This is a genomic window from Pseudomonas imperatae (genome assembly GCF_057128625.1).
The window spans coordinates 30,986-49,641 of sequence record NZ_JBSKHP010000025.1; the positions used below are offsets into that span (position 1 = coordinate 30,986).

The window sequence follows — 18,656 nt, forward strand, 5'->3', positions numbered from 1 at the left end:
TTTTCAAGGGTTTTACTAGCATGCGTGTTCTGATTGCCGAACAGGATCATGCCCTTTACGCACGGTTGTTGCGTGAAGCGGCGCCCGAGCTGGACGTGCTGACCAGCGGCGACTCCGCCGAACTGTCGAAGCTGGCTGCCGATTGCCCGGTGTGGCTGGGCCAGCCCGACCTGCTGGCCACGCTGTTGCGCCAGGGGCACAAGCCCCAGTGGCTGCAATCGACCTGGGCGGGCATTACGCCGCTGCTGATGCACGGGCTGCCACGCCATTACCGCCTGACCCGCGCGGTGGGCATCTTTGGCCAGGTGATGGCCGAGTACATGCTGACCTACATGCTGGGCCACGAGCGCGAGGTCATGGCGCGTCTGGTCAGCCAGGTCGAGCGCAAGTGGGACCCACGCCCTGGCCACAGCCTGGAAGGCCGGCGGGTGCTGATCGTTGGCGCCGGTGACATCGGCCAGCGCGTGGCCGAGTTCCTGCGGCCGTTTGGCGTGACCCTGTATGGCATCGCCAGCAGCCCGCGGCAGCAGGCACCGTTCGTCGAAGTGCTGGGCATGGAGGCGCTGGGCGAGAAGGTGGGGCAGGTGGACTACGTGCTCAACCTGCTGCCCGACACCCCGGCTACCCAGGATATCTATGACGCGGCGCTGTTCGCACGCTTCAACCCCGAGGCGTTGTTCATCAACGCCGGGCGCGGCGTGGCGGTGGTCGATGCCGACCTGGTGGAGGCGTTGAAACAGGGGCACCTGGCCGGTGCGGTGATCGATGTGTGCCGGCAGGAGCCGCTGCCGCAGCGTCATCCGTTCTGGACGGCCTGGGGCCTGTTGCTGACCGGGCACAGCTCGGCGCCCACTTCGCCGCAGGCGATGGTGCGGTTGTTTGTCGAGAACCTGGCGGCGTACAACGGCAAGCAGCCGTTGCGTGGTGAGGTGGACTTCACCCGCGGGTATTGAGTAGCCTCGGGCGCGCGCCTTAGCCTTGTAGCCGCTGCCGCCAGGCTGCGCTGGCCATGTGCCTCGCTGGATATCTCCAGTGCTCACGCGGGCCAGCGCAGCCTTCGGCAGCGGCTACAGGGTGGGGTGGCAGCGTTACAGGGTGAAATCACCTTCAGCGGCCAGCTCGCTCAGCGGGCGGCGCGGGCTTGGGGTTTCACGGGCTTGCAGGTGCTCGGCCAGGCTGGCCTTGTCGCCCAGCTTGCCGATGGCAATGGCCGCGTGCAGCTCGTAGCCTTCCGGTACTTTCAGTTCCTTGCGGGTCAGTTCCTTATCGAAACCGGCCATGCCGTGGGTGTGCCAGCCGCTCAGGCTGGCCTGCAGCGCCAGGTGGCCCCAGGCCGAACCGGTGTCGAAGGTGTGCCACAGCGCCGGGGTTTCCTCGCTGGCGCCCGGGGCGGTGAAGGTGGTCTTCGAGATGATGATCACCAGCGCCGAGGCGTGCTGCGCCCAGCTGCGGTTGAACTCGTTCAGCAGGCCCAGGTAGCGTTCCCAGTTCGGCGTGCCGCGGCGCGCGTACAGGAAGCGCCAAGGCTGCGAGTTGTAGGCCGACGGCGCCCAGCGCGCAGCTTCGAGGAAGCTGAGCAGGGTTTCCTCGGAGATGGTCTCGTCGCTGAAGGCGCGCGGTGACCAGCGGTTGATGAACTGCTCGTTGATGCCGAGCTCGGCGATACGGGGGTTGGCACTCATGGACGCTTCCTGTGAAGTGTGCGGAAAACAGCGAAACTACTGCGCCACGGCCCCGGCTGACAAGTGAAGTGTTGACCGGATGTCGTCCGCGCTTGGCCTGGGGCTCGCCCGGCACTAGACTGGCGGCGTTTTCCACCGGCTGCCGGTGGAAATGAATTCAGAGACAGGAAAACCGCTCCATGCCCGCAAACGTCGATCGCTTCTGGCTGACCAAGACCCTCGACCAGCTCAACCCGGTTGAATGGGAGTCGCTGTGCGACGGCTGTGGCCTGTGCTGCCTGCAGAAGCTCGAGGACGAGGAAGACAACAGCGTCTACTACACGCGCATCGCCTGCCAGCTGCTGGACCTCAAGACCTGCCAGTGCACCGACTACCCCAACCGCAAGGCCAAGGTGCCGGACTGCATCCAGCTGACGCCGGGGCAGGCGGACGAATTCAAATGGCTGCCGCCGACCTGCGGCTACCGCCTGGTCAGCGAGGGCAAGGACCTGCCCAACTGGCACCACTTGGTCAGCGGCGACCGCAAGAAGGTGCACAAGAAGCATATCTCGCAGTCCGGCCGGATGATCAGCGAGAAGGACGTGGACGAGGATGACTGGGAAGACTACCTGATCTTCCGCGCAGGCTGACGTGTACGCTGGGCATTCGTGGTGTTCATGACGGCCAGCGCAGCCTGCGGCAGCGGCTACACCACCCGTAGCCGCTGCCGAAGGCTGCGCTGGCCATCACCTGCACGGAAAATCCCAAGCGAGGTGGGTGTCAGGCCTTCGGGGACTTGAGTTCGGTGTCGCCGGTGATGGTCGCGGTCTTGGTGGCCTTCACCGCGTTTTCCTGCAGCTTGCTCAACTCTTCCCCGGCCCGTTCGATCCTCGCGCGCACGCCATCGAACTCCTGGCGGCTGTGCTCGATCAGCGCCTTGGTGGCGCTGTGGCCGGTGAGGCCGCGGGCCAGGGCCACGCCGCCGATGGCCACCTGGATCAGGCCGAACAGCCCGCCGCGGCGCAGCCCCTTGCCCACCATGACGATGCCGGTAGCCACCGACCCTGCACGTTCCCAGCCATGCACGTTGTGCTCGGCGGACGGGGTAGGGCGGGCGATGGTGTCGAAGACTTCCAGGTGCTGGTTGTCGCTCATGATGCTTCTCCTGATGGGCGCTGTTCAGTAGCAGACCGGCACGGCCCGCCGCTGTTCCCTCGGCTTACTTGAATTTTGGCCCCGAGCGGGTGTTCAGGCCCTTGGCCATGCGGTCGTAAAGCACCACGTTGACCGTCGCCGCCAGGTTCATGCAGCCTTCGGTGGGAATGTAGATGGTGTCCTCGCACCAGTCGCGCACGCTCTGGTCCAGGGAGCCGTCTTCAGGGCCGAAGATGTAGATGGCGCGGTCCGGGTGGGTGTACTCGGGCAACGGCCGTGCGCCTTCCACCAGTTCCACCGCCACCGGCGTGCAGCCCAGGGGGATGATCTTCTGCAGGTCGTCGATGCCGATCAGTGGAATGTCGTAGTGGATGCGCTTGGTGTCGGTGACGAAATCCCGTGCGCGCTCATAGCGCTTGCCGGTGTAGAACACCGAATTGACGCCATAGCAGCCGGCGGCTCGCATTACCGAGCCGACGTTTTCAGGGGATTTGGGGTTGAACAGACCGATGCAGCTGTAACGCTTGTTGGCCACGCCGGGTCAATCCTTCTTCAGCATCCCGGCCAGGGCCGCGAAGGGGTTGTGGGTGGCCTTGGCAATGGTCGGGGTGCTCAGGGAGCCGTCGCCGAAGTACTGCTGGTCGGTGTAGCGGGCGTGTTCGTTGTCGTGGCAGTACAGGCACAGCAGTTCCCAGTTGGAACCGTCCTGGGGGTTGTTGTCGTGGTTGTGGTCACGGTGGTGCACGGTCAGTTCGCTCAGGCGCTTGCCGGCAAACTCGCGGGCGCAACGGCCGCACACGTGCGGGTACATCTTCAGGGCCTTGTCGCGGTAGCCGCTTTCGCGCTCGCGCTGGGCGTCGGCCAGGATGCGGTCGAGCTTGGCGGTATGGGGCGTGGACGAACTCATGGGTTCACCTCAGGAAATAATGACGGTCAGCCCGCATTCTACCGCGAAAACCAGTCCCGCGTAGCCGCTGCCGTAGGCTGCGCTGGCCGGTGTGAGCCCCTGAAGATCTTCAGTGAACCACCGGGCCAGCGCAGCCTGGCGGCAGCGGCTACGGCGCTTAGCCCTTCAGCTTTTCGCAGATCCAGATGGTGTGGCGGGTGCCCTTGTTGCCGTGGGCGAACACCTGCACCTCTTCGGCCTTGAAACCGGCCTTGCGCAGGCGCTCGCTGAACTGGCGGTCGGCGCTGGCCGACCACACGGCCAGGATGCCCTTGGGCCGCAGCGCCTTGGCGCAGGCGGCCAGGCCGCCAATGGAGTAGAGCCAGGAGTTGGCCTTCTGGGTCAGACCCTCGGGGCCGTTGTCGACGTCGAGCATGATCGCGTCGAAGCCCTGGGGCTCGGCCTGCAGCACCTTGGCCACGTCTTCCTGGACGATGGTGGTGCGTGGGTCCAGCACCGGCATGCCGGCCTTTTCGCCCAGCGGGCCGTGGTTCCACTCCACCACGCCGGGCACCAGCTCGGCCACCACCACCTCGGCAGTCTTGCCCAGGTGCTTGAGCGCCGAGGCCAGGGTGAAGCCCATGCCCAGGCCGCCGATCAGCACCCGCGAGTTCGGCCGCCCGGCCACCTTGCGGCAGGGGATCTCGGCCAGGGCGTCTTCGGAACCGTGCATGCGTGTGTTCATCAATTGGCCGCCGTCGCCGCCCTGGATCTTGATGACGAAATCCTCGCCGTACTCGAACAGGCACAGGGCGCCGCCGTTGTCAGGAATCGGCGTGGTGTCCAGCAGTACAAAACGTTTCATGGGGATCTCGCAGGGGGAGGGGACAGCGGGCGCGCCAGGGAGTAGCCTTGGCGGCATGACAAGCCACAGGCAGGGCGCCATCGATGAAGTCGCTTATTGTATCGGGCATTGCCGCCCTTGCGCTGGGAATTGGCAGCGCCCAGGCGTTGGAAGACGTGCCAAGCAACGTGCTCACCCCCAGCAGCGGTGCCCCGGGCACGCCCACGCCCACCCCTTACCCGCAGGTCAGCACGCCGATCACGCCCAAGGCCGGTGGCGGCAACGGCACCGCGCCGTTGCTGCCGCCGATCGAGCTGCCGGGCCCGCCCAAGGACGCGCCGTTGCCAACGATGGAATCGCCGAACAAGCCGCCGTCGCCATAACTCCGGGCCCATCACCTGCGTAGCCGCTGCCGCCAGGCTGCGCTGGCCCTGTGCCTCGCTGGAGATTCCCAGGGTTCACACCGGCCAGCGCAGCCTGCGGCAGCGGCTACGTAGCCAAGCGTGTCAAGGGTTCTGCGACAACAACTGCCCATCCGCCATGCGCAAGCGCTTGGACATCGCCACCGCCAGGGCCCGAATGATCTTGGCGGCGACTTTCGGCGAGTCGTTGAGCATCTTCTCCAGCGAGTCCTTGCCCAGGTTCAGCAGCACGCAGTCGCTGGCCGCCACGCAGGTGGCCGAGCGGCGCTCGCCGTCGAGCACCGCCATCTCGCCGAAGGCGCCCTTGCGCAAGGTGGCCACGGGCACCGGCCGGTCGCCGTTGCCGGTCTTCTGCACCGTCACCAGGCCGCGGTGAATGATGCACATGAAGGTGCCGGCGTCGCCCTCGTGGAAAATCTCCTCGCCCTGCTGGATGCTGGTGATGATGAAATAGCCTGCCGCGGCGGCACAGTCGGCCGGCAGCAGGGTATTGAACAGCCCGCAGTCCATCAGCATGTCGCGGATTTCGTTATTCAGGTAGGTCGGATCTGGCATGGCATCACGGTCTTGTTATACGCACGGTTCCTGCCTCCCAGTGTAGGCGGCAGGAACCGGCTGGCATGTGAAAGATGTCACTCAGACATCAGGGCAAGGCAAAGTTCCCGTTCAGGCCAGGCCCAGCACCTTGAACACGAACCCGTATTCCAGCGCCACGTCACGCAGGCCCTGGTAGCGGCCGCTCATGCCGCCGTGGCCGGCGCCCAGCTCGGTCTTGAGCAGCAGCAGGTTGTCGTCGGTGCGGGTAGCCCGCAGGCGTGCTACCCACTTGGCCGCTTCCCAGTACTGCACGCGGCTGTCGTTGTAGCCGGCCACCACCAGGGTGGCGGGGTAGGCCTGGGCGCTGACGTTCTCGTAGGGCGCGTAGCCCTTGATGCGCGCGTACACCTCCGGTTCTTCCGGGTTGCCCCATTCGTCGTACTCGGTGACGGTCAGCGGCAGGTCGGGGTCAAGCATGGTGTTGAGCACGTCGACGAACGGCACCTCGGCGATGGCCGCCTTGAACAGATCCGGGCGCTGGTTCAGCACCGCGCCAATCAACAGGCCGCCGGCGCTGCCGCCGCTGATGGCCAGCTGGTTGCTGCTGGTCAGGCCCTGGGCGATCAGGTGCTCGGCGCAGGCGATGAAGTCGCTGAAGGTGTTGCCCTTGTGTTCCTGTTTGCCGGCGCGGTACCAGGCCTCGCCCAACTCGCCGCCGCCGCGCACGTGGGCGATGGCGAAGGCCACGCCACGGTCCAGCAGGCTCAGGCGCGCGTGGGAGAACCACGGGTCGAGGCTTTCGCCGTAGGCGCCGTAGCCGTACAAGTACAGCGGCGTGGGCTGGCCCAGGGTGTCACGGCGGGCCACCAGGCTGATGGGAATGCGCGTGCCGTCGCTGGCGGTGGCCCACAGGCGCTGGCTCACGTAGGCATCGGCGTCGAACGGGCCCAGCACCGGGGTCTCCTTCAGCACTTGCTGCTCACCCGTGGCCAGGAACAACTGGCGCACCTGGGCCGGGCGGTTCAGCGCCTCGTAGCGCAGGCGGATGCGCGCGCTGACGAACTCCAGGCTGTCGGACACGTGCAGGCTGTAGGCCGCGTCCGGCAACTGCACGCGATAGCTCGCCAGGCCCTGTGGGTGCACCTCGATGATCGGCAGGCCGCCCTCGCGCAGGCTCAGGGTGAAAGCGTGGGCGTTGAGGGTCACGCCCTCGAGCATCACGTCGTCGCGGTGGCCGATCAGCGGCTGCCAGCGCTCGCGGGTCGGCACCTGGCCGTCGTCCGGGGCCTGCAGCAGGGCGAAGTTGATGCCGTCCTGGTTGCTGCGGATGAACCAGGTCCACTGGCCGTCGAGCTGGCCGTGGTCGGGGTAGTACTCGTGGTCTTCCACCCGTGGCGCCAGGCACTGGAAGGCTTGTTCGGGGTGGTTGGCGTCCAGCACCCAGGCTTCGCTGGTGGTCTTGCTGTTCAGCAGCAGGATCAGCTGGCGCTCGGAGCTGGCGCGGTAGCAGTGCAGGAAGAACCGGCCGTCGGTTTCCTCGAACACCAGCTCGCAGGCGTCGCTGCCCAGGCGGTGCCGGTACAGCTTGTGCGGGCGATGGGTGTCGTCCAGCTCGCCGAAGAACAGGGTCTGGCTGTCGTTGGCCCAGGTCATGCTGCCGTCGCAGTCGTCGAAGTGCAGTTCGCTGACGCTACCGTTGGTCAGGTCCTTCACGTACAGGCGGTAGATCTCGTCGCCGCTGGTATCCAGGCTGTAGGCCAGCAGGCGGTGGTCAGGGCTGACGCTGAACGCGCCCAGGGACAGGAAGCCGCCGGCCGCCAGGGCGTTGGGGTCCAGCAGCAGTTCTTCGCGGCTTTCATCCACGGTGGGGCTGTCGTCGGCCGGGCGCGGGCAGCGGTAATGCCGGGCGTATTCGTCGCCGGCGGTGGTGCGGGTGTAGTACAGGTACGGGCCCCAGGGCGAGGCCAGGGACAGGTCGGTCTCGCGGATGCGGCCCTTTATTTCCTCGAACAGCTGTTCGCGCAGCTCGGCCTGGTCGGCCAGTTGTGCTTCCTGGTAGGCGTTTTCGGCCTTCAGGTAATCCAGTACCTCGTCGCTGTCGCGTTCCTGCAGCCAGGCGTACGGGTCGGCGCCGTCGGCCTTGCGGGCGATCGGGGCGCGTGGGGCGGTGGCTGATGGGGGCATGGGCGGCTCACTTTGCAGTAGGTTTTGGCGGCGCCCGGCGGGCCTTTTGGCATGGGGGGCGCCTGCACGGCGAAAAGTCGTTATCATAAGCGCCTATTTGCCTGCCTTGCCACGGACACCATGACCGAGAACGACTATTTCCTCGCCTGGGGTATCTACGCCTTCGCCGCCTTCGGTTGCCTGATGGTATGGCTGCGCCTGACCACCTGGATCTGGCGCTGGCTGCGCCAGCCACTGCGCATCGTGATGGCAGTGCTGCTGTTCACCCCCACCATCGTCGACCCCGGCAAGGGCATGTTCGCCCCGGCCGTGGCCATGACGGCCCTGGACATCCTGTTCAAGGACGCCGGGCACGCGCTGCCGGCCATGTCCGACCTGGCCATGTACAGCCTGATCGCCCTGGTGCTGTACGTGATCTACGCCCTGATCCGCTGGCCCATCGAGCGCAGCAGCCGCGCGCGCCGCGCTGAACAGGCGGCCCGCGACGAAGCGCTGGCCAAGGCCGACGCCCAGCGCCGCGACGAGCCGGACGAGCCGTTCGGTGCCGGCGACCGCTATGGCCGCACGCCGCCAACCCCGACGCCACCGAGCCCGGCCGGGCGCATGCGGGTCGAGCCGCGCCTGTAAGCCATCAAGAGAGCCGCCATGTGTGAATTGCTGGGCATGAGTGCCAACGTGCCGACCGATATTGTCTTCAGCTTCACCGGGCTGATGCAGCGCGGCGGCCGCACCGGCCCGCACCGCGACGGCTGGGGCATTGCCTTCTACGAGGGCCGTGGCCTGCGCCTGTTCCAGGACCCGGCCGCCAGCAGCGAATCGCAGGTGGCCGAGCTGGTGCAGCGCTACCCGATCAAGAGCGAGGTGGTGATCGGCCACATTCGCCAGGCCAACGTCGGCAAGGTCTGCCTGTCCAACACCCACCCGTTCGTGCGCGAGCTGTGGGGGCGCAACTGGTGTTTCGCCCACAACGGCCAGCTGGCCGATTTCAACCCGGCGGCCACCTTCTACCGGCCCGTAGGCGACACCGACAGCGAAGCGGCCTTCTGCGACCTGCTGAACCGCGTGCGCGAAGCCTTCCCGGAACCGGTGGAGGTCGAGCAGTTGCTGCCCACCCTGGTCGAGGCCTGCGCCCACTACCGCTCCAAGGGCGTGTTCAACGGCCTGCTCAGCGACGGCGACTGGCTGTTCTGCTTCTGTTCGACGAAACTTGCCCATATCACCCGGCGCGCGCCGTTCGGCCCGGCCCGGCTCAAGGACGTGGACGTGACCGTCGACTTCCAGGCCGAGACCACCCCCAACGACGTGGTGTCGGTGATTACCACCGAACCGTTGACCGATAACGAAACCTGGAACCGCTACGAGCCTGGCCAATGGGCGCTTTGGCGCCGCGGCGAGTGCGTGCTCCAGGGCACCACCGACTAGGAAGCCACACATGCTGCGAAGTTACCTGCGACTGGTGCTGTTCGCCGTCGGACTGCTGCTGGGCGTGCAAGTGCCCGGGTTGATCAACGACTACGCCCACCGCGTGGAAGCCCACCTGATGGAGGCGCAGCAGAGCCTGCGCGGCTTCCAGGACACTGCAGACAAGTTCTTCAACGGTGACCTGCAGGCGCTGATCGCCCACTACCGCGAAAGCACCGACCCGGTGTTCCAGAGCGACAGCCAGAGCCTGGGCACGCTGATCAACCGCCACCAGGCGCTGGACAGCGAATGGATGGCCCTGCAGGGCCCCTGGTGGACCCGCGACTGGCACGTGCTGACCGCCGCCGACCCGCAGATCAGCCAGGAAACCCTCAACGGCTACACCTACCAGGTGCTGCTGGTGCCTGAAGCCATCGGCTGGGGCGTGGGCGTGGCCTTCGTGCTGGCGCTGGTGCTGGAATGCCTGATCATGCTGCCGGCCTGGACCCTGTACGGCGTGCGCAAGTACAAGGGCGAAGTGCCCGAGCACTGGCGCTAGCCGGCGCCGCCGGACGCGCGGTTCCCGTAGCAGCGGCCGCAGGCCGCGTCATGGGCACCGCGGTTTTGCGGGTGGCCTCGGACGCAGCCTTCGGCAGCTGCTACGCGGTTCCTGTATCGGCTGCCGGGAAGATTATTTGGACAGGAAACGCATCCCTTCTTCCAACCCGCGCAGCGTCAGCGGGTACATCTGGTCCTCGATCAACTCGCGCACGATGTTGGTCGACGCCGTATAACCCCAGGTGTCCTTCGGATACGGGTTGATCCAGATCAGCTTCTTGTACTTCTCCATGAAGCGCTGCATCCACACATACCCGGCTTCCTCGTTCCAGTGCTCGACGCTGCCACCCGGCTGGGTGATTTCGTAGGGCGCCATGGCCGCGTCGCCGACGAAGATCACCTTCCAGTCCGGTCCGTACTTGTGCAGCAGGTCCTGGGTGGCGGTGCGTTCCGAGGTCCGGCGCATGTTGTTCTTCCACACCGACTCGTACACGAAGTTGTGGAAGTAGAAGTACTCCAGGTGCTTGAACTCGGTCTTGCAGGCCGAGAACAGCTCCTCGCAGATCTTCACGTGGGCGTCCATGGAGCCGCCGATGTCGAACAGCAACAGCAGCTTCACCGTGTTGCGCCGCTCGGGGCGCATCTGGATGTTCAACAGGCCGGCGTCGCGGGCGGTGTGGTCGATGGTGCCGTCGATGTCCAGTTCCTCGGCGGCGCCCTGGCGGGCGAACTTGCGCAGGCGGCGCAGGGCCACCTTGATGTTGCGCGTGCCCAGCTCCACCTGATCGTCGAGGTTCTTGTACTCGCGCTGGTCCCACACCTTCACGGCCTTGCCCTGGCGCTTGCCGGCGTCGCCGACGCGGATGCCCTCGGGGTTGAAACCGCCGGAGCCGAACGGGCTGGTGCCACCGGTGCCGATCCACTTGTTGCCGCCGGCATGGCGTTCCTTCTGTTCTTCCAGGCGCTTCTTGAACTCTTCGATCAGCTTGTCGAGGCCGCCCAGGGACTGGATCTGCGCGCGCTCCTCGTCGGTGAGGCTGCGTTCGAATTCCTTGCGCAGCCATTCCTCGGGAATCAGCGCCTGCAGGTGGTCGTCGAGCTTTTCCAGGCCGTTGAAGTAGGCGGCGAAGGCGCGGTCGAACTTGTCGAAATGGCGCTCGTCCTTCACCAGGATGGCCCGCGACAGGTAATAGAACTCGTCCATGTCGGCGAAGGTCACCCGCGCCTGCAAGGCATTGATCAGGTCCAGCAGTTCACGCACCGAGACCGGCACCTTGGCGGCGCGCATCTCGTTGAACAGGTTGAGCAGCATGGCAGGCCCCTCAGCGGTTGCCGCGTCGGCTCATGAACGCCAGGCGCTCGAGCAGTTGCACGTCCTGCTCGTTCTTCACCAGGGCGCCGGCCAGCGGCGGGATGGCCTTGGTGGGGTCGCGCTCGCGCAGCACCGCTTCGCCGATGTTGTCGGCCATCAGCAGCTTCAGCCAATCCACCAGCTCGGAAGTGGAGGGCTTCTTCTTCAGGCCTGGCACCTTGCGCACGTCGAAGAACACGTCCAGGGCTTCGCTCACCAGCTCTTTCTTGATGTCGGGGTAGTGCACGTCGACGATCTTCTGCAGGGTGGTGCGGTCGGGGAAGGCGATGTAGTGGAAGAAGCAGCGGCGCAGGAAGGCGTCCGGCAGCTCTTTCTCGTTGTTGGAGGTAATGATGATGATCGGGCGCTGCTTGGCCTTGATGGTCTCGTCGATTTCGTAGACGTAGAACTCCATCTTGTCGAGTTCCTGCAACAGGTCGTTGGGGAACTCGATGTCGGCCTTGTCGATCTCGTCGATCAGCAGGATCACCCGTTCCTCGGACTCGAAGGCCTCCCACAGCTTGCCTTTCTTCAGGTAATTGCGCACGTCGTGCACCTTGTCCACGCCCAGCTGCGAGTCGCGCAGGCGGCTCACTGCATCGTACTCGTACAAGCCCTGGTGGGCCTTGGTGGTGGACTTGATGTGCCAGGTGATCAGGCGCGCACCGAAGGATTCGGCCAATTGCTCGGCGAGCATGGTCTTGCCGGTGCCCGGCTCACCCTTCACCAGCAGCGGGCGCTGCAGGGTGATGGCCGCGTTCACCGCCAGTTTCAGGTCGTCTGTGGCGACGTATGCCGCGGTGCCTTCGAACTTCATGTGTGCCTGTCCTCTATGCCGAGAGTTTGTTATGGCAGCGACTATAACGCGCGGCCCGGTCGAATGTGAACGCAGCACCACTATTCAGTCGCTGAATGAACACGACAGGGGCAATCAGCCGCCTTCTTTCGGCGGTGCCTGCTCGTACCTGGCGTTGAACGCCTGGACGAAGCCGTTGCGCAAAATCTCCCAGAAGGCTTCCAGGGCGCTGATGTCCTGGCGGTGCACGCTGCCGCTGAGGTCGACGCGGGTGGCGAACTGGTTTTTCTGCTGGTTCTTGAGCAGGGTCTGGGTGCCGCCGACGATGGCTTCCCACACCGAGCGGAAGAAGCTCTTGTTCTTGTTTTCCACGTCCTGCTGCCAGTTGAACACTTCGACGTTGTGCAGCAGGGGCTTGATATAGCCGGTCAGCTGGCCTTTTTTCGCCGTGGCTTCGATGACCACGTCGCCGGTGCCGGCGTTGAAGTCGAACTTGCCGTAGGCGCTGCTGAAGTCGTTGACCTTGCGCAGTTCGATGCCGGTGGTGCGCAGGCGGAACTGGAAGTCCTCGAAATTGCTGAACGGGTCGAAGGTGGCGGTGGTTTCCAGCGGCGCCTGGCCGAACAGCTGGGCGTGGCCTTCGAAGCGGGCGTTGCGCTTGCCCTGTTTGTCGGCGACGTTGGTGAGGTTGAAGATGCTGGCGTTGACCTGGTCGGCGGACAGTTTTACCGGCGGCTTGGAGCTGAAGTTGCGGAAGGTGATGGTGCCGTTGTCGATGCGCACTTCATCGAGGGTGATGGGCAGCAGCTTGTTCATCTGCGCGCGCCAGTCGGTGCCGGCACCGGTCTGCGAGGCCTGCTTGTTGGCGCCGCCGTCGACGAAGTTGAGCTCGGGGTCGACGAACTCCACCTTGGCCACCACGGCGTGGTCGTACCACAGCGACGACCAGCTCACCGACAGGTCGATAAGCGGCGCAGTCAGCAGCGGCACCGGCACCTTGCCGTCGACCTTGACGATCTCCAGGCCATTGATCTTGTAGGCGCCGCGCCACAGTGCCAGGTCGACGTCGGCCACGTGGCCGCGGTAGGCGCCCATGTCGGCCAGCTTGTCATTGAGGTAATTGCGCACCACGTAGGGCAGGGCGACGTGTACCACGATCAGCAACAGCACAATGACTGCCACCGTCCACAAGGGCCAGCTGTAGCGACGTTTCATGATGCGCATGTCCGGGACCGTATACAGGCATTGACCTGCGGCCACCGCATCCGTTCGCACTGGACTCGCCAGGCCCCCGGGCTTACCCTTGAATTTTTACGCTGGTGCATAAGGACCTCCTGCCATGAGCCGCATTTTCGCTGACAACGCGCATTCCATCGGCAACACGCCGCTGGTGCAGATCAACCGCATCGCCCCGCGCGGCGTGACCGTGCTGGCCAAGATCGAAGGCCGCAACCCGGGGTATTCGGTCAAGTGCCGCATCGGTGCCAACATGATCTGGGACGCCGAAAGCAGCGGCAAGCTCAAGCCGGGCATGACCATCATCGAGCCCACCTCCGGCAACACTGGCATCGGCCTGGCGTTCGTCGCCGCCGCCCGCGGCTACAAGCTGGTGCTGACCATGCCGGCGTCCATGAGCATCGAGCGCCGCAAGGTGCTCAAGGCCCTGGGTGCCGAGCTGCTGCTGACCGAGCCGGCCAAGGGCATGAAGGGCGCCATCGAGAAGGCCGAGGAGTTGGCCAAGGCCAACCCCGACACCTATTTCATGCCGCAGCAGTTCAGCAACCCGGCCAACCCGGCCATTCACGAGAAGACCACCGGCCCGGAGATCTGGAACGACACCGACGGCGCCGTGGACGTGCTGGTGGCGGGCGTGGGCACCGGCGGCACCATCACCGGCATTTCCCGCTACATCAAGCACACCCAGGGCAAGTCGATCCTCTCGGTGGCGGTGGAGCCCATCGGTTCGCCGGTGATCACCCAGGCCATCGCCGGTGAAGAGATCAAGCCCAGCCCGCACAAGATCCAGGGCATCGGCGCCGGTTTCGTGCCGAAGAACCTCGACCTGTCGCTGGTGGACCGCGTGGAGCTGGTCAGCGACGACGAGGCCAAGGCCATGGCCCTGCGCCTGATGCAGGAAGAAGGCATTCTGTGCGGCATTTCCTGTGGCGCCGCCATGGCCGCCGCCGTGCGCCTGGCCGAGAAGCCGGAAATGCAGGGCAAGACCATCGTCGTGATCCTGCCGGACTCGGGCGAGCGCTACCTGTCGAGCATGCTGTTCGCCGACCTGTTCACCGAGGCCGAGAACCAGCAGTAAGCTGAAAATTGTGGGAGCTGGCTTGCCAGCGAGCTTTTGAAAGCCCCAAAAGCTCGCTGGCAAGCCAGCTCCCACAAGGATAATCGCGCTCGTTGATCTGCCTCACCGCCCGTCCTTGCGCGCCACGCAATAATGAATCTCGTCCGGAGCGGCTGTTTAGCTGGCCTCCCAGGGTTTATCATGGCGGACTGCCCATTCAAGGAGTTGTTGCATGACCCTTTCACTCACCGTCAAGCTTGCGGTGCTGATGCTGTTCGTCTGCAGCATCCTTTACGTGCACTTGCGCGGCAAGGCGCGCCTGCCGGTGTTGCGCCAGTTCGTCAACCACTCCGCCTTCTTCGCGCCGTACAACGCGCTGATGTACCTGTTCTCCGCCGTGCCGTCCAAGCCCTACCTGGACCGCAGCAAGTTCCCCGAGCTGGACCTGCTGAAGGACAACTGGGAAACCATCCGCGAAGAAGCCATGCACCTGTTCGACGAGGGCTACATTCGCGCCGCCGAGAAGAACAACGACGCCGGCTTCGGTTCGTTCTTCAAGAAAGGCTGGAAGCGTTTCTACCTCAAGTGGTACGACCAGCCGCTGCCATCGGCCGTGGCGCTGTGCCCGAAAACCGTCGAGCTGGTAAGCCGCATCCCCAACGTCAAGGGCGCCATGTTCGCGCTGCTGCCCGGCGGCAGCCACCTGAACCCGCACCGCGACCCGTTCGCCGGCTCCCTGCGCTACCACCTGGGCCTGTCGACGCCGAATTCGGACGCCTGCCGCATCTTCGTCGATGGCCAGGAATACGCCTGGCGCGACGGTGAGGACGTGATGTTCGACGAGACCTACGTGCACTGGGTCAAGAACGAGACCGACTTCACCCGCGTGATCCTGTTCTGCGACATCGAGCGCCCGCTCAGCAGCCGCCTGATGGGCCGCATCAACCGCAGCGTCAGCGCCTTCCTGGGCCGCGCCACGGCGCCGCAGAACGTCGACGAAGAACGCGTGGGCGGCATCAACCAGGCCTACGCCTGGAGCAAGCGCTTCAGCGACGGCATCGCCGGCAAGGTGAAGAAGTTCAAGCGCGCCAACCCCAAGGCCTACCGCGTCATGCGCCCGGTGCTGGCGGTGGTGGTGCTGACTGCCCTGGGCTACTGGCTGTTCGGCTAAGCCCCGTGCCCCGGCCGCTCGGCCGGGGCCCTGCTGCCTTATTGACCCAGCACGGCGGCGCCGGCGCGGGCAATTTGCGCGTCAAACTCCGACTTCACCCCTGACACGCCAATGGCGCCGATCACCTGGCCGTCGTGGACGATCGGCACCGCGCCTTCCAGGCAGGTCATGATGTCCACCGACAGGAACGAGTTGCGGCCGTTGTTCACCAGCTCTTCGTAATACTTCGACTCGCGGCCGCTGATGGCCGAGGTGCGGGCCTTTTCGGGGGCCAGGTAGGCGGTGCTGGAAGCGGCGCCGTCCAGGCGTTCCAGGGCCAGCAGGTGGCCGCCGTCATCGACGATGGCGATGGTCACGGCCCAGTGGTTCTGCAGCGCTTCGGCGCGGGCGGCGGCCATGATTCGGGTGGTTTCGGTGTGGCCCAGTACGGCTTTGGTGCGCATCGATCAGTCCTTTTATTGGGTGGGGCAACTGCCGTTATCTTCACACGCGGCGGGATGCTTTGTCCCATCAATGGCGACTTATCAGAACGGCGCCGATGGCCTAGGCTAGAGCCATTGCCTTCAAGGACCACGTTGATGACCACTCGCACCTTCGGTGACCTGCAACATGACCCGGTTTCGCACCTCCACTACCGCCTCAGCCCGGCCAGCGGCCCGGTGCGCGGGCGCCTGTTGCTGCTGCACGGGGTGGGCAGCAACGAACGCGGGATGGTGGCGCTGGGCGAGCACATGCCCGGCGACTTTGAAGTGCTGGCGGTGCAGGGGCCGCTGGCCATCGGCCCGCAGCAGTTTGCCTGGTTCAACGTGCAGTTCGGCGAGCAGGGCCCGGTGATCAACGCCGAGCAGGCCGAAGCCAGCCGCCGCCAGCTGCTGGCCTTGGCGCAGGCGCTGCCGCCACTGCCCACGGTGATCGCCGGTTTCAGCCAGGGCGGCATCATGAGCGCCAGCAGCGGCCTCACGGCGCCAGCGCTGTTCAAGGGCTTCGGCCTGCTCAGCGGCCGTATCCTCCCGGAGATCGCCGTGCGGTTGGCCGGTCCGCTGGAGCTGTCGGCGCTGAAGGCGTTCGTCGCCCACGGCATTCACGACAACAAGCTGCCGGTCAGCTGGGCCGAGCGCGCTGACCAGTTCCTCAACGAACTGGGGGTGCGCCACGAGCTCAAGCTGTACCCCATCGGCCATGAACTGAGCGGCGCAGTGGTAGCGGATTTCGTCGAGTGGTTGAACGCACTGATTCCAGCGTAACCCGCGACGGTACCCGTAGCAGCTGCCGAAGGCCGCGTCCGCTGGCAACGCGATCCAACCCTTGCTATAGTCGGCCTTCACTTGCAAACGAGCACCCCATGGCCACCTCCTGCTTCCCCACCGGCAAACCTCGCACAGCTCACGCTGTCGGCGTGCCGCGCGTGGACCAGCAGCCCGCCATGCTCGGTCAATATCCCCCTCCTGTCGTTCAGACGCCCGTGTGTGCAGTCGTTGCACCCCCGCCAGGCGTTGTTCCTGCGGTCTGACCCGCACATCAAAACACTGAACCCGGCTGTTTAGCCGTGCTGGCCTTGATTGGCCCGAATGACAGGTGCATACATGTTTGCCTTTTCGAAAGACTCCGTGGCCTCGGCGGCCTCGACCATCCTGTTCGTCCTGCTGTGGAGCAGTGGCGCCATTTTCTCCAAATGGGGCCTGGCCCACGCCTCGGCGTTCGCCTTCCTGCTGTGCCGTTTCGCCATCGCCCTGGTGGCGCTGGTGCTGCTGATCCCGGTGCTCAAGCTGCGCCTGCCCGGCACTCGGCAAGGCGTGCTGTACGCCATCGCCACCGGCCTGGTGCTGCTGGGCGCCTACCAGATCTTCTACATCCTGGCCTTGAGCCTGAAGGTCACCCCCGGGGTGATGGCCACGGTGATGGGTGTGCAGCCGATCCTCACCGCCGTGCTGGTGGAGCGTCGCCATTCCTTCACCCGGCTGTTCGGCCTGTGCCTGGGGCTGGCAGGGCTGGTGCTGGTGGTGTTCCAGAGCATCGGCATCGCCGGCATGTCCATGGCCGGCATGGCCTTCGCGCTGCTGGCCATGCTCAGCATGACCCTGGGCTCGATCATGCAGAAGCGCATCAGCACCGACCCGCTGGGCACGCTGCCGGTGCAGTACGCGGCCGGCATGCTGCTGTGTGCGTTGTTCGTGCCCAGCCAGCCGTTCCACATCGAGCACAGCCTGTCGTTCTACGTGCCGGTGCTGTACATGGGGCTGGTGGTGTCGGTGCTGGCGACCTTGCTGCTGTACCGCTTGATTGCCCGCGGCAACCTGGTGAACGTCACCAGCCTGTTCTACCTGGTGCCGGCGGTGACGGCGGTGATGGATTGGCTGATCTTCGGCAACCGCCTGGCGCTGCTGAGCGTGGCGGGCATGGGCCTGATCGTGCTGGGGCTGGTGTTCGTGTTCCGCAAGGCCTAGGGCCTCAGCGCTTGCGCTTGAGGGTCTCGCTGGGCAGTTCGTCGAACAGCGCCCGGTAGCTGCTGGAGAAGCGCCCCAGGTGCCAGAATGACCAGTGCATCGCCACCTCGGCCACCGTGGTGGCGCTGCCCTGGGCCTTCAGCAGTTCGCGGTGCGCGTTGTTCAGCCGCTTCAAGCGCAGCCACTGCGCCGGCGCCATGCCGGTGTAGGCCTTGAACGCCTGCTGCAGCTGGCGCAGCGACACTTCGGCGACGCTGGCCAGCTCCACCAGGTTCAGGGTCTCGTCCGGCACATCGGCTGCCCATTCGAACACCCGCTTCATGATCCGCCGTTCCGCAGCGCGGCGTTGCAGCGCGCTGCCGTCCAGGCCTACCGAGGCGTGGTCGAGGATGAACAGGCAGTCGTCCAGCAACTGCGCGGTCAGCGCCTCGCGGTCGGGGGCGTGCTCGGCCTGGGCCAGGCGGGTGAGGGTGCTGCTCAGCCAGCGAGTGAACAGCGCGTTCTGGCCGCAGCTCAGCGGCGCCATGAATAGCCCGGCCAGGCGTGCGCTGTCCAGGCCGTGCTCGCGGACGAACTGCGGGCCGAACACCACGGCCACCTCGCGGTAGTTCTCCGGGGTGATCCAGATGTTGCGGCTCTCGCCGTTGAGCAAGTACAGCGACTGCTCGCTCAGGTCGAAGCAGAACGCCAGCGAGCCCTTGGGCGCACTGAAATGCTGCTCCACGCGGGTGTTCATGCCTTCTTCGTAGATTTCCACGCCCTGCAGGTCGAGGTAGCGGATGTGGCCGCGGAAATGCCCGGGCGACATCTGCTGGTAGTCCTGCACCCAGCCGGGGGTGACCTGGATCTGTTCGGCAAAGCTGCCGGTGTCGAAGGCCTGGACGTTAAGCGAAAAAGGCTCTTTCATGCGATGACCTTGGCGCACCATAATGGTGCATTTCGGCGTGCGTAAA

22 protein-coding genes are annotated in these 18,656 nt (G+C 65.5%); 10 read left to right on the forward strand and 12 right to left on the reverse strand.

What is annotated here, in order from left to right; translation table 11 throughout:
- Positions 1 to 20: 20 nt before the first annotated feature.
- A complete protein-coding gene (locus tag ACWKWX_RS25495) occupies positions 21 to 953 on the forward strand; it encodes a D-2-hydroxyacid dehydrogenase (RefSeq protein WP_416426532.1) in 933 nt (310 codons plus the stop codon).
- A gap of 135 nt (positions 954 to 1,088) precedes the next feature.
- On the opposite strand, the gene ACWKWX_RS25500 is transcribed toward ACWKWX_RS25495, so the two are convergent.
- A complete protein-coding gene (locus tag ACWKWX_RS25500; protein WP_416426531.1) occupies positions 1,089 to 1,682 on the reverse strand; it encodes a nitroreductase family protein in 594 nt (197 codons plus the stop codon).
- A gap of 179 nt (positions 1,683 to 1,861) precedes the next feature.
- On the opposite strand from ACWKWX_RS25500, the gene ACWKWX_RS25505 reads away from it, so the two are divergent.
- A complete protein-coding gene (locus ACWKWX_RS25505) occupies positions 1,862 to 2,311 on the forward strand; it encodes a YcgN family cysteine cluster protein (protein WP_416426530.1) in 450 nt (149 codons plus the stop codon).
- Positions 2,312 to 2,441: 130 nt separating this feature from the next.
- On the opposite strand, the gene ACWKWX_RS25510 is transcribed toward ACWKWX_RS25505, so the two are convergent.
- The 4 genes from ACWKWX_RS25510 to ACWKWX_RS25525 all read right to left on the reverse strand — a co-directional run bounded on the left by ACWKWX_RS25510 (position 2,442) and on the right by ACWKWX_RS25525 (position 4,567).
- Positions 2,442 to 2,816 carry a YgaP family membrane protein gene (locus ACWKWX_RS25510; RefSeq protein ID WP_483829241.1) on the reverse strand — a complete coding sequence of 125 codons (375 nt, stop codon included), beginning with the start codon at positions 2,814 to 2,816 and terminating at the stop codon, positions 2,442 to 2,444.
- A 64-nt stretch (positions 2,817 to 2,880) separates the two neighbouring features.
- Complete coding sequence (locus tag ACWKWX_RS25515) at positions 2,881 to 3,351, reverse strand: RNA methyltransferase (RefSeq protein ID WP_027977079.1); 471 nt, start codon at positions 3,349 to 3,351, stop codon at positions 2,881 to 2,883.
- Between the two features lie 6 nt (positions 3,352 to 3,357).
- Positions 3,358 to 3,723 carry a YajD family HNH nuclease gene (locus ACWKWX_RS25520; RefSeq protein ID WP_473004300.1) on the reverse strand — a complete coding sequence of 122 codons (366 nt, stop codon included), beginning with the start codon at positions 3,721 to 3,723 and terminating at the stop codon, positions 3,358 to 3,360.
- A 157-nt stretch (positions 3,724 to 3,880) separates the two neighbouring features.
- Entirely contained in the window at positions 3,881 to 4,567 is a 687-nt protein-coding gene (locus ACWKWX_RS25525; protein WP_473004299.1) for a spermidine synthase, read from the reverse strand.
- An 83-nt stretch (positions 4,568 to 4,650) separates the two neighbouring features.
- On the opposite strand from ACWKWX_RS25525, the gene ACWKWX_RS25530 reads away from it, so the two are divergent.
- On the forward strand, positions 4,651 to 4,929 hold the full coding sequence (locus ACWKWX_RS25530) for a hypothetical protein (protein ID WP_483829242.1): 279 nt from the start codon (positions 4,651 to 4,653) through the stop codon (positions 4,927 to 4,929).
- 123 nt (positions 4,930 to 5,052) lie between these two features.
- On the opposite strand, the gene ACWKWX_RS25535 is transcribed toward ACWKWX_RS25530, so the two are convergent.
- Complete coding sequence (locus ACWKWX_RS25535) at positions 5,053 to 5,523, reverse strand: cyclic nucleotide-binding domain-containing protein (RefSeq protein WP_416426521.1); 471 nt, start codon at positions 5,521 to 5,523, stop codon at positions 5,053 to 5,055.
- A gap of 111 nt (positions 5,524 to 5,634) precedes the next feature.
- Positions 5,635 to 7,689 (reverse strand): S9 family peptidase, encoded by a 2,055-nt coding sequence (locus ACWKWX_RS25540; protein WP_483829243.1) that lies wholly within the window; start codon positions 7,687 to 7,689, stop codon positions 5,635 to 5,637.
- A 120-nt stretch (positions 7,690 to 7,809) separates the two neighbouring features.
- Between ACWKWX_RS25540 and ACWKWX_RS25545 the strand changes: the two genes are divergently transcribed.
- Genes ACWKWX_RS25545 through ACWKWX_RS25555 form a run of 3 tightly spaced genes read left to right on the forward strand, consistent with a single transcriptional unit; the run spans position 7,810 to position 9,649 of the window.
- Positions 7,810 to 8,316 (forward strand): MFS transporter, encoded by a 507-nt coding sequence (locus ACWKWX_RS25545; protein ID WP_473004297.1) that lies wholly within the window; start codon positions 7,810 to 7,812, stop codon positions 8,314 to 8,316.
- Between the two features lie 18 nt (positions 8,317 to 8,334).
- A complete protein-coding gene (locus tag ACWKWX_RS25550) occupies positions 8,335 to 9,111 on the forward strand; it encodes a class II glutamine amidotransferase (protein WP_416426516.1) in 777 nt (258 codons plus the stop codon).
- A gap of 10 nt (positions 9,112 to 9,121) precedes the next feature.
- Positions 9,122 to 9,649, forward strand: coding sequence for a DUF2937 family protein (locus ACWKWX_RS25555; protein WP_416426515.1), 528 nt, complete (start codon positions 9,122 to 9,124; stop codon positions 9,647 to 9,649).
- Between the two features lie 132 nt (positions 9,650 to 9,781).
- On the opposite strand, the gene ACWKWX_RS25560 is transcribed toward ACWKWX_RS25555, so the two are convergent.
- The 3 genes from ACWKWX_RS25560 to ACWKWX_RS25570 form a co-directional block, all read right to left on the reverse strand.
- Positions 9,782 to 10,960, reverse strand: a complete 1,179-nt coding sequence (locus ACWKWX_RS25560; protein WP_416426514.1) for a vWA domain-containing protein — start codon at positions 10,958 to 10,960, stop codon at positions 9,782 to 9,784.
- Between the two features lie 10 nt (positions 10,961 to 10,970).
- Positions 10,971 to 11,816, reverse strand: coding sequence for an AAA family ATPase (locus tag ACWKWX_RS25565; protein WP_027977089.1), 846 nt, complete (start codon positions 11,814 to 11,816; stop codon positions 10,971 to 10,973).
- Positions 11,817 to 11,930: 114 nt separating this feature from the next.
- The gene (locus ACWKWX_RS25570) at positions 11,931 to 13,010 is read right to left on the reverse strand and encodes a DUF748 domain-containing protein (protein WP_483829244.1); all 1,080 of its coding nucleotides are present in this window, start codon (positions 13,008 to 13,010) and stop codon (positions 11,931 to 11,933) included.
- Between the two features lie 124 nt (positions 13,011 to 13,134).
- Between ACWKWX_RS25570 and cysK the strand changes: the two genes are divergently transcribed.
- Both cysK and ACWKWX_RS25580 read left to right on the forward strand, forming a co-directional pair.
- Positions 13,135 to 14,109, forward strand: coding sequence for a cysteine synthase A (gene cysK / locus ACWKWX_RS25575; protein WP_416426510.1), 975 nt, complete (start codon positions 13,135 to 13,137; stop codon positions 14,107 to 14,109).
- Between the two features lie 211 nt (positions 14,110 to 14,320).
- The gene (locus ACWKWX_RS25580) at positions 14,321 to 15,259 is read left to right on the forward strand and encodes an aspartyl/asparaginyl beta-hydroxylase domain-containing protein (RefSeq protein ID WP_416426508.1); all 939 of its coding nucleotides are present in this window, start codon (positions 14,321 to 14,323) and stop codon (positions 15,257 to 15,259) included.
- 38 nt (positions 15,260 to 15,297) lie between these two features.
- Here the strand turns inward: ACWKWX_RS25580 and ACWKWX_RS25585 are convergent, their stop codons facing one another.
- Positions 15,298 to 15,702 carry a heme-binding protein gene (locus tag ACWKWX_RS25585; protein ID WP_416426506.1) on the reverse strand — a complete coding sequence of 135 codons (405 nt, stop codon included), beginning with the start codon at positions 15,700 to 15,702 and terminating at the stop codon, positions 15,298 to 15,300.
- Between the two features lie 135 nt (positions 15,703 to 15,837).
- Here ACWKWX_RS25585 and ACWKWX_RS25590 point away from each other — a divergent pair, with 135 nt between their 5' ends.
- Both ACWKWX_RS25590 and ACWKWX_RS25595 read left to right on the forward strand, forming a co-directional pair.
- Positions 15,838 to 16,503: an alpha/beta hydrolase gene (locus ACWKWX_RS25590; RefSeq protein ID WP_476295535.1), complete on the forward strand. Its 666-nt coding sequence runs from the start codon at positions 15,838 to 15,840 to the stop codon at positions 16,501 to 16,503.
- A gap of 339 nt (positions 16,504 to 16,842) precedes the next feature.
- Positions 16,843 to 17,703, forward strand: a complete 861-nt coding sequence (locus tag ACWKWX_RS25595; RefSeq protein ID WP_473004294.1) for a DMT family transporter — start codon at positions 16,843 to 16,845, stop codon at positions 17,701 to 17,703.
- Between the two features lie 4 nt (positions 17,704 to 17,707).
- On the opposite strand, the gene ACWKWX_RS25600 is transcribed toward ACWKWX_RS25595, so the two are convergent.
- Complete coding sequence (locus ACWKWX_RS25600) at positions 17,708 to 18,610, reverse strand: helix-turn-helix domain-containing protein (RefSeq protein ID WP_483829245.1); 903 nt, start codon at positions 18,608 to 18,610, stop codon at positions 17,708 to 17,710.
- Between the last annotated feature and the right edge of the window lie 46 nt (positions 18,611 to 18,656).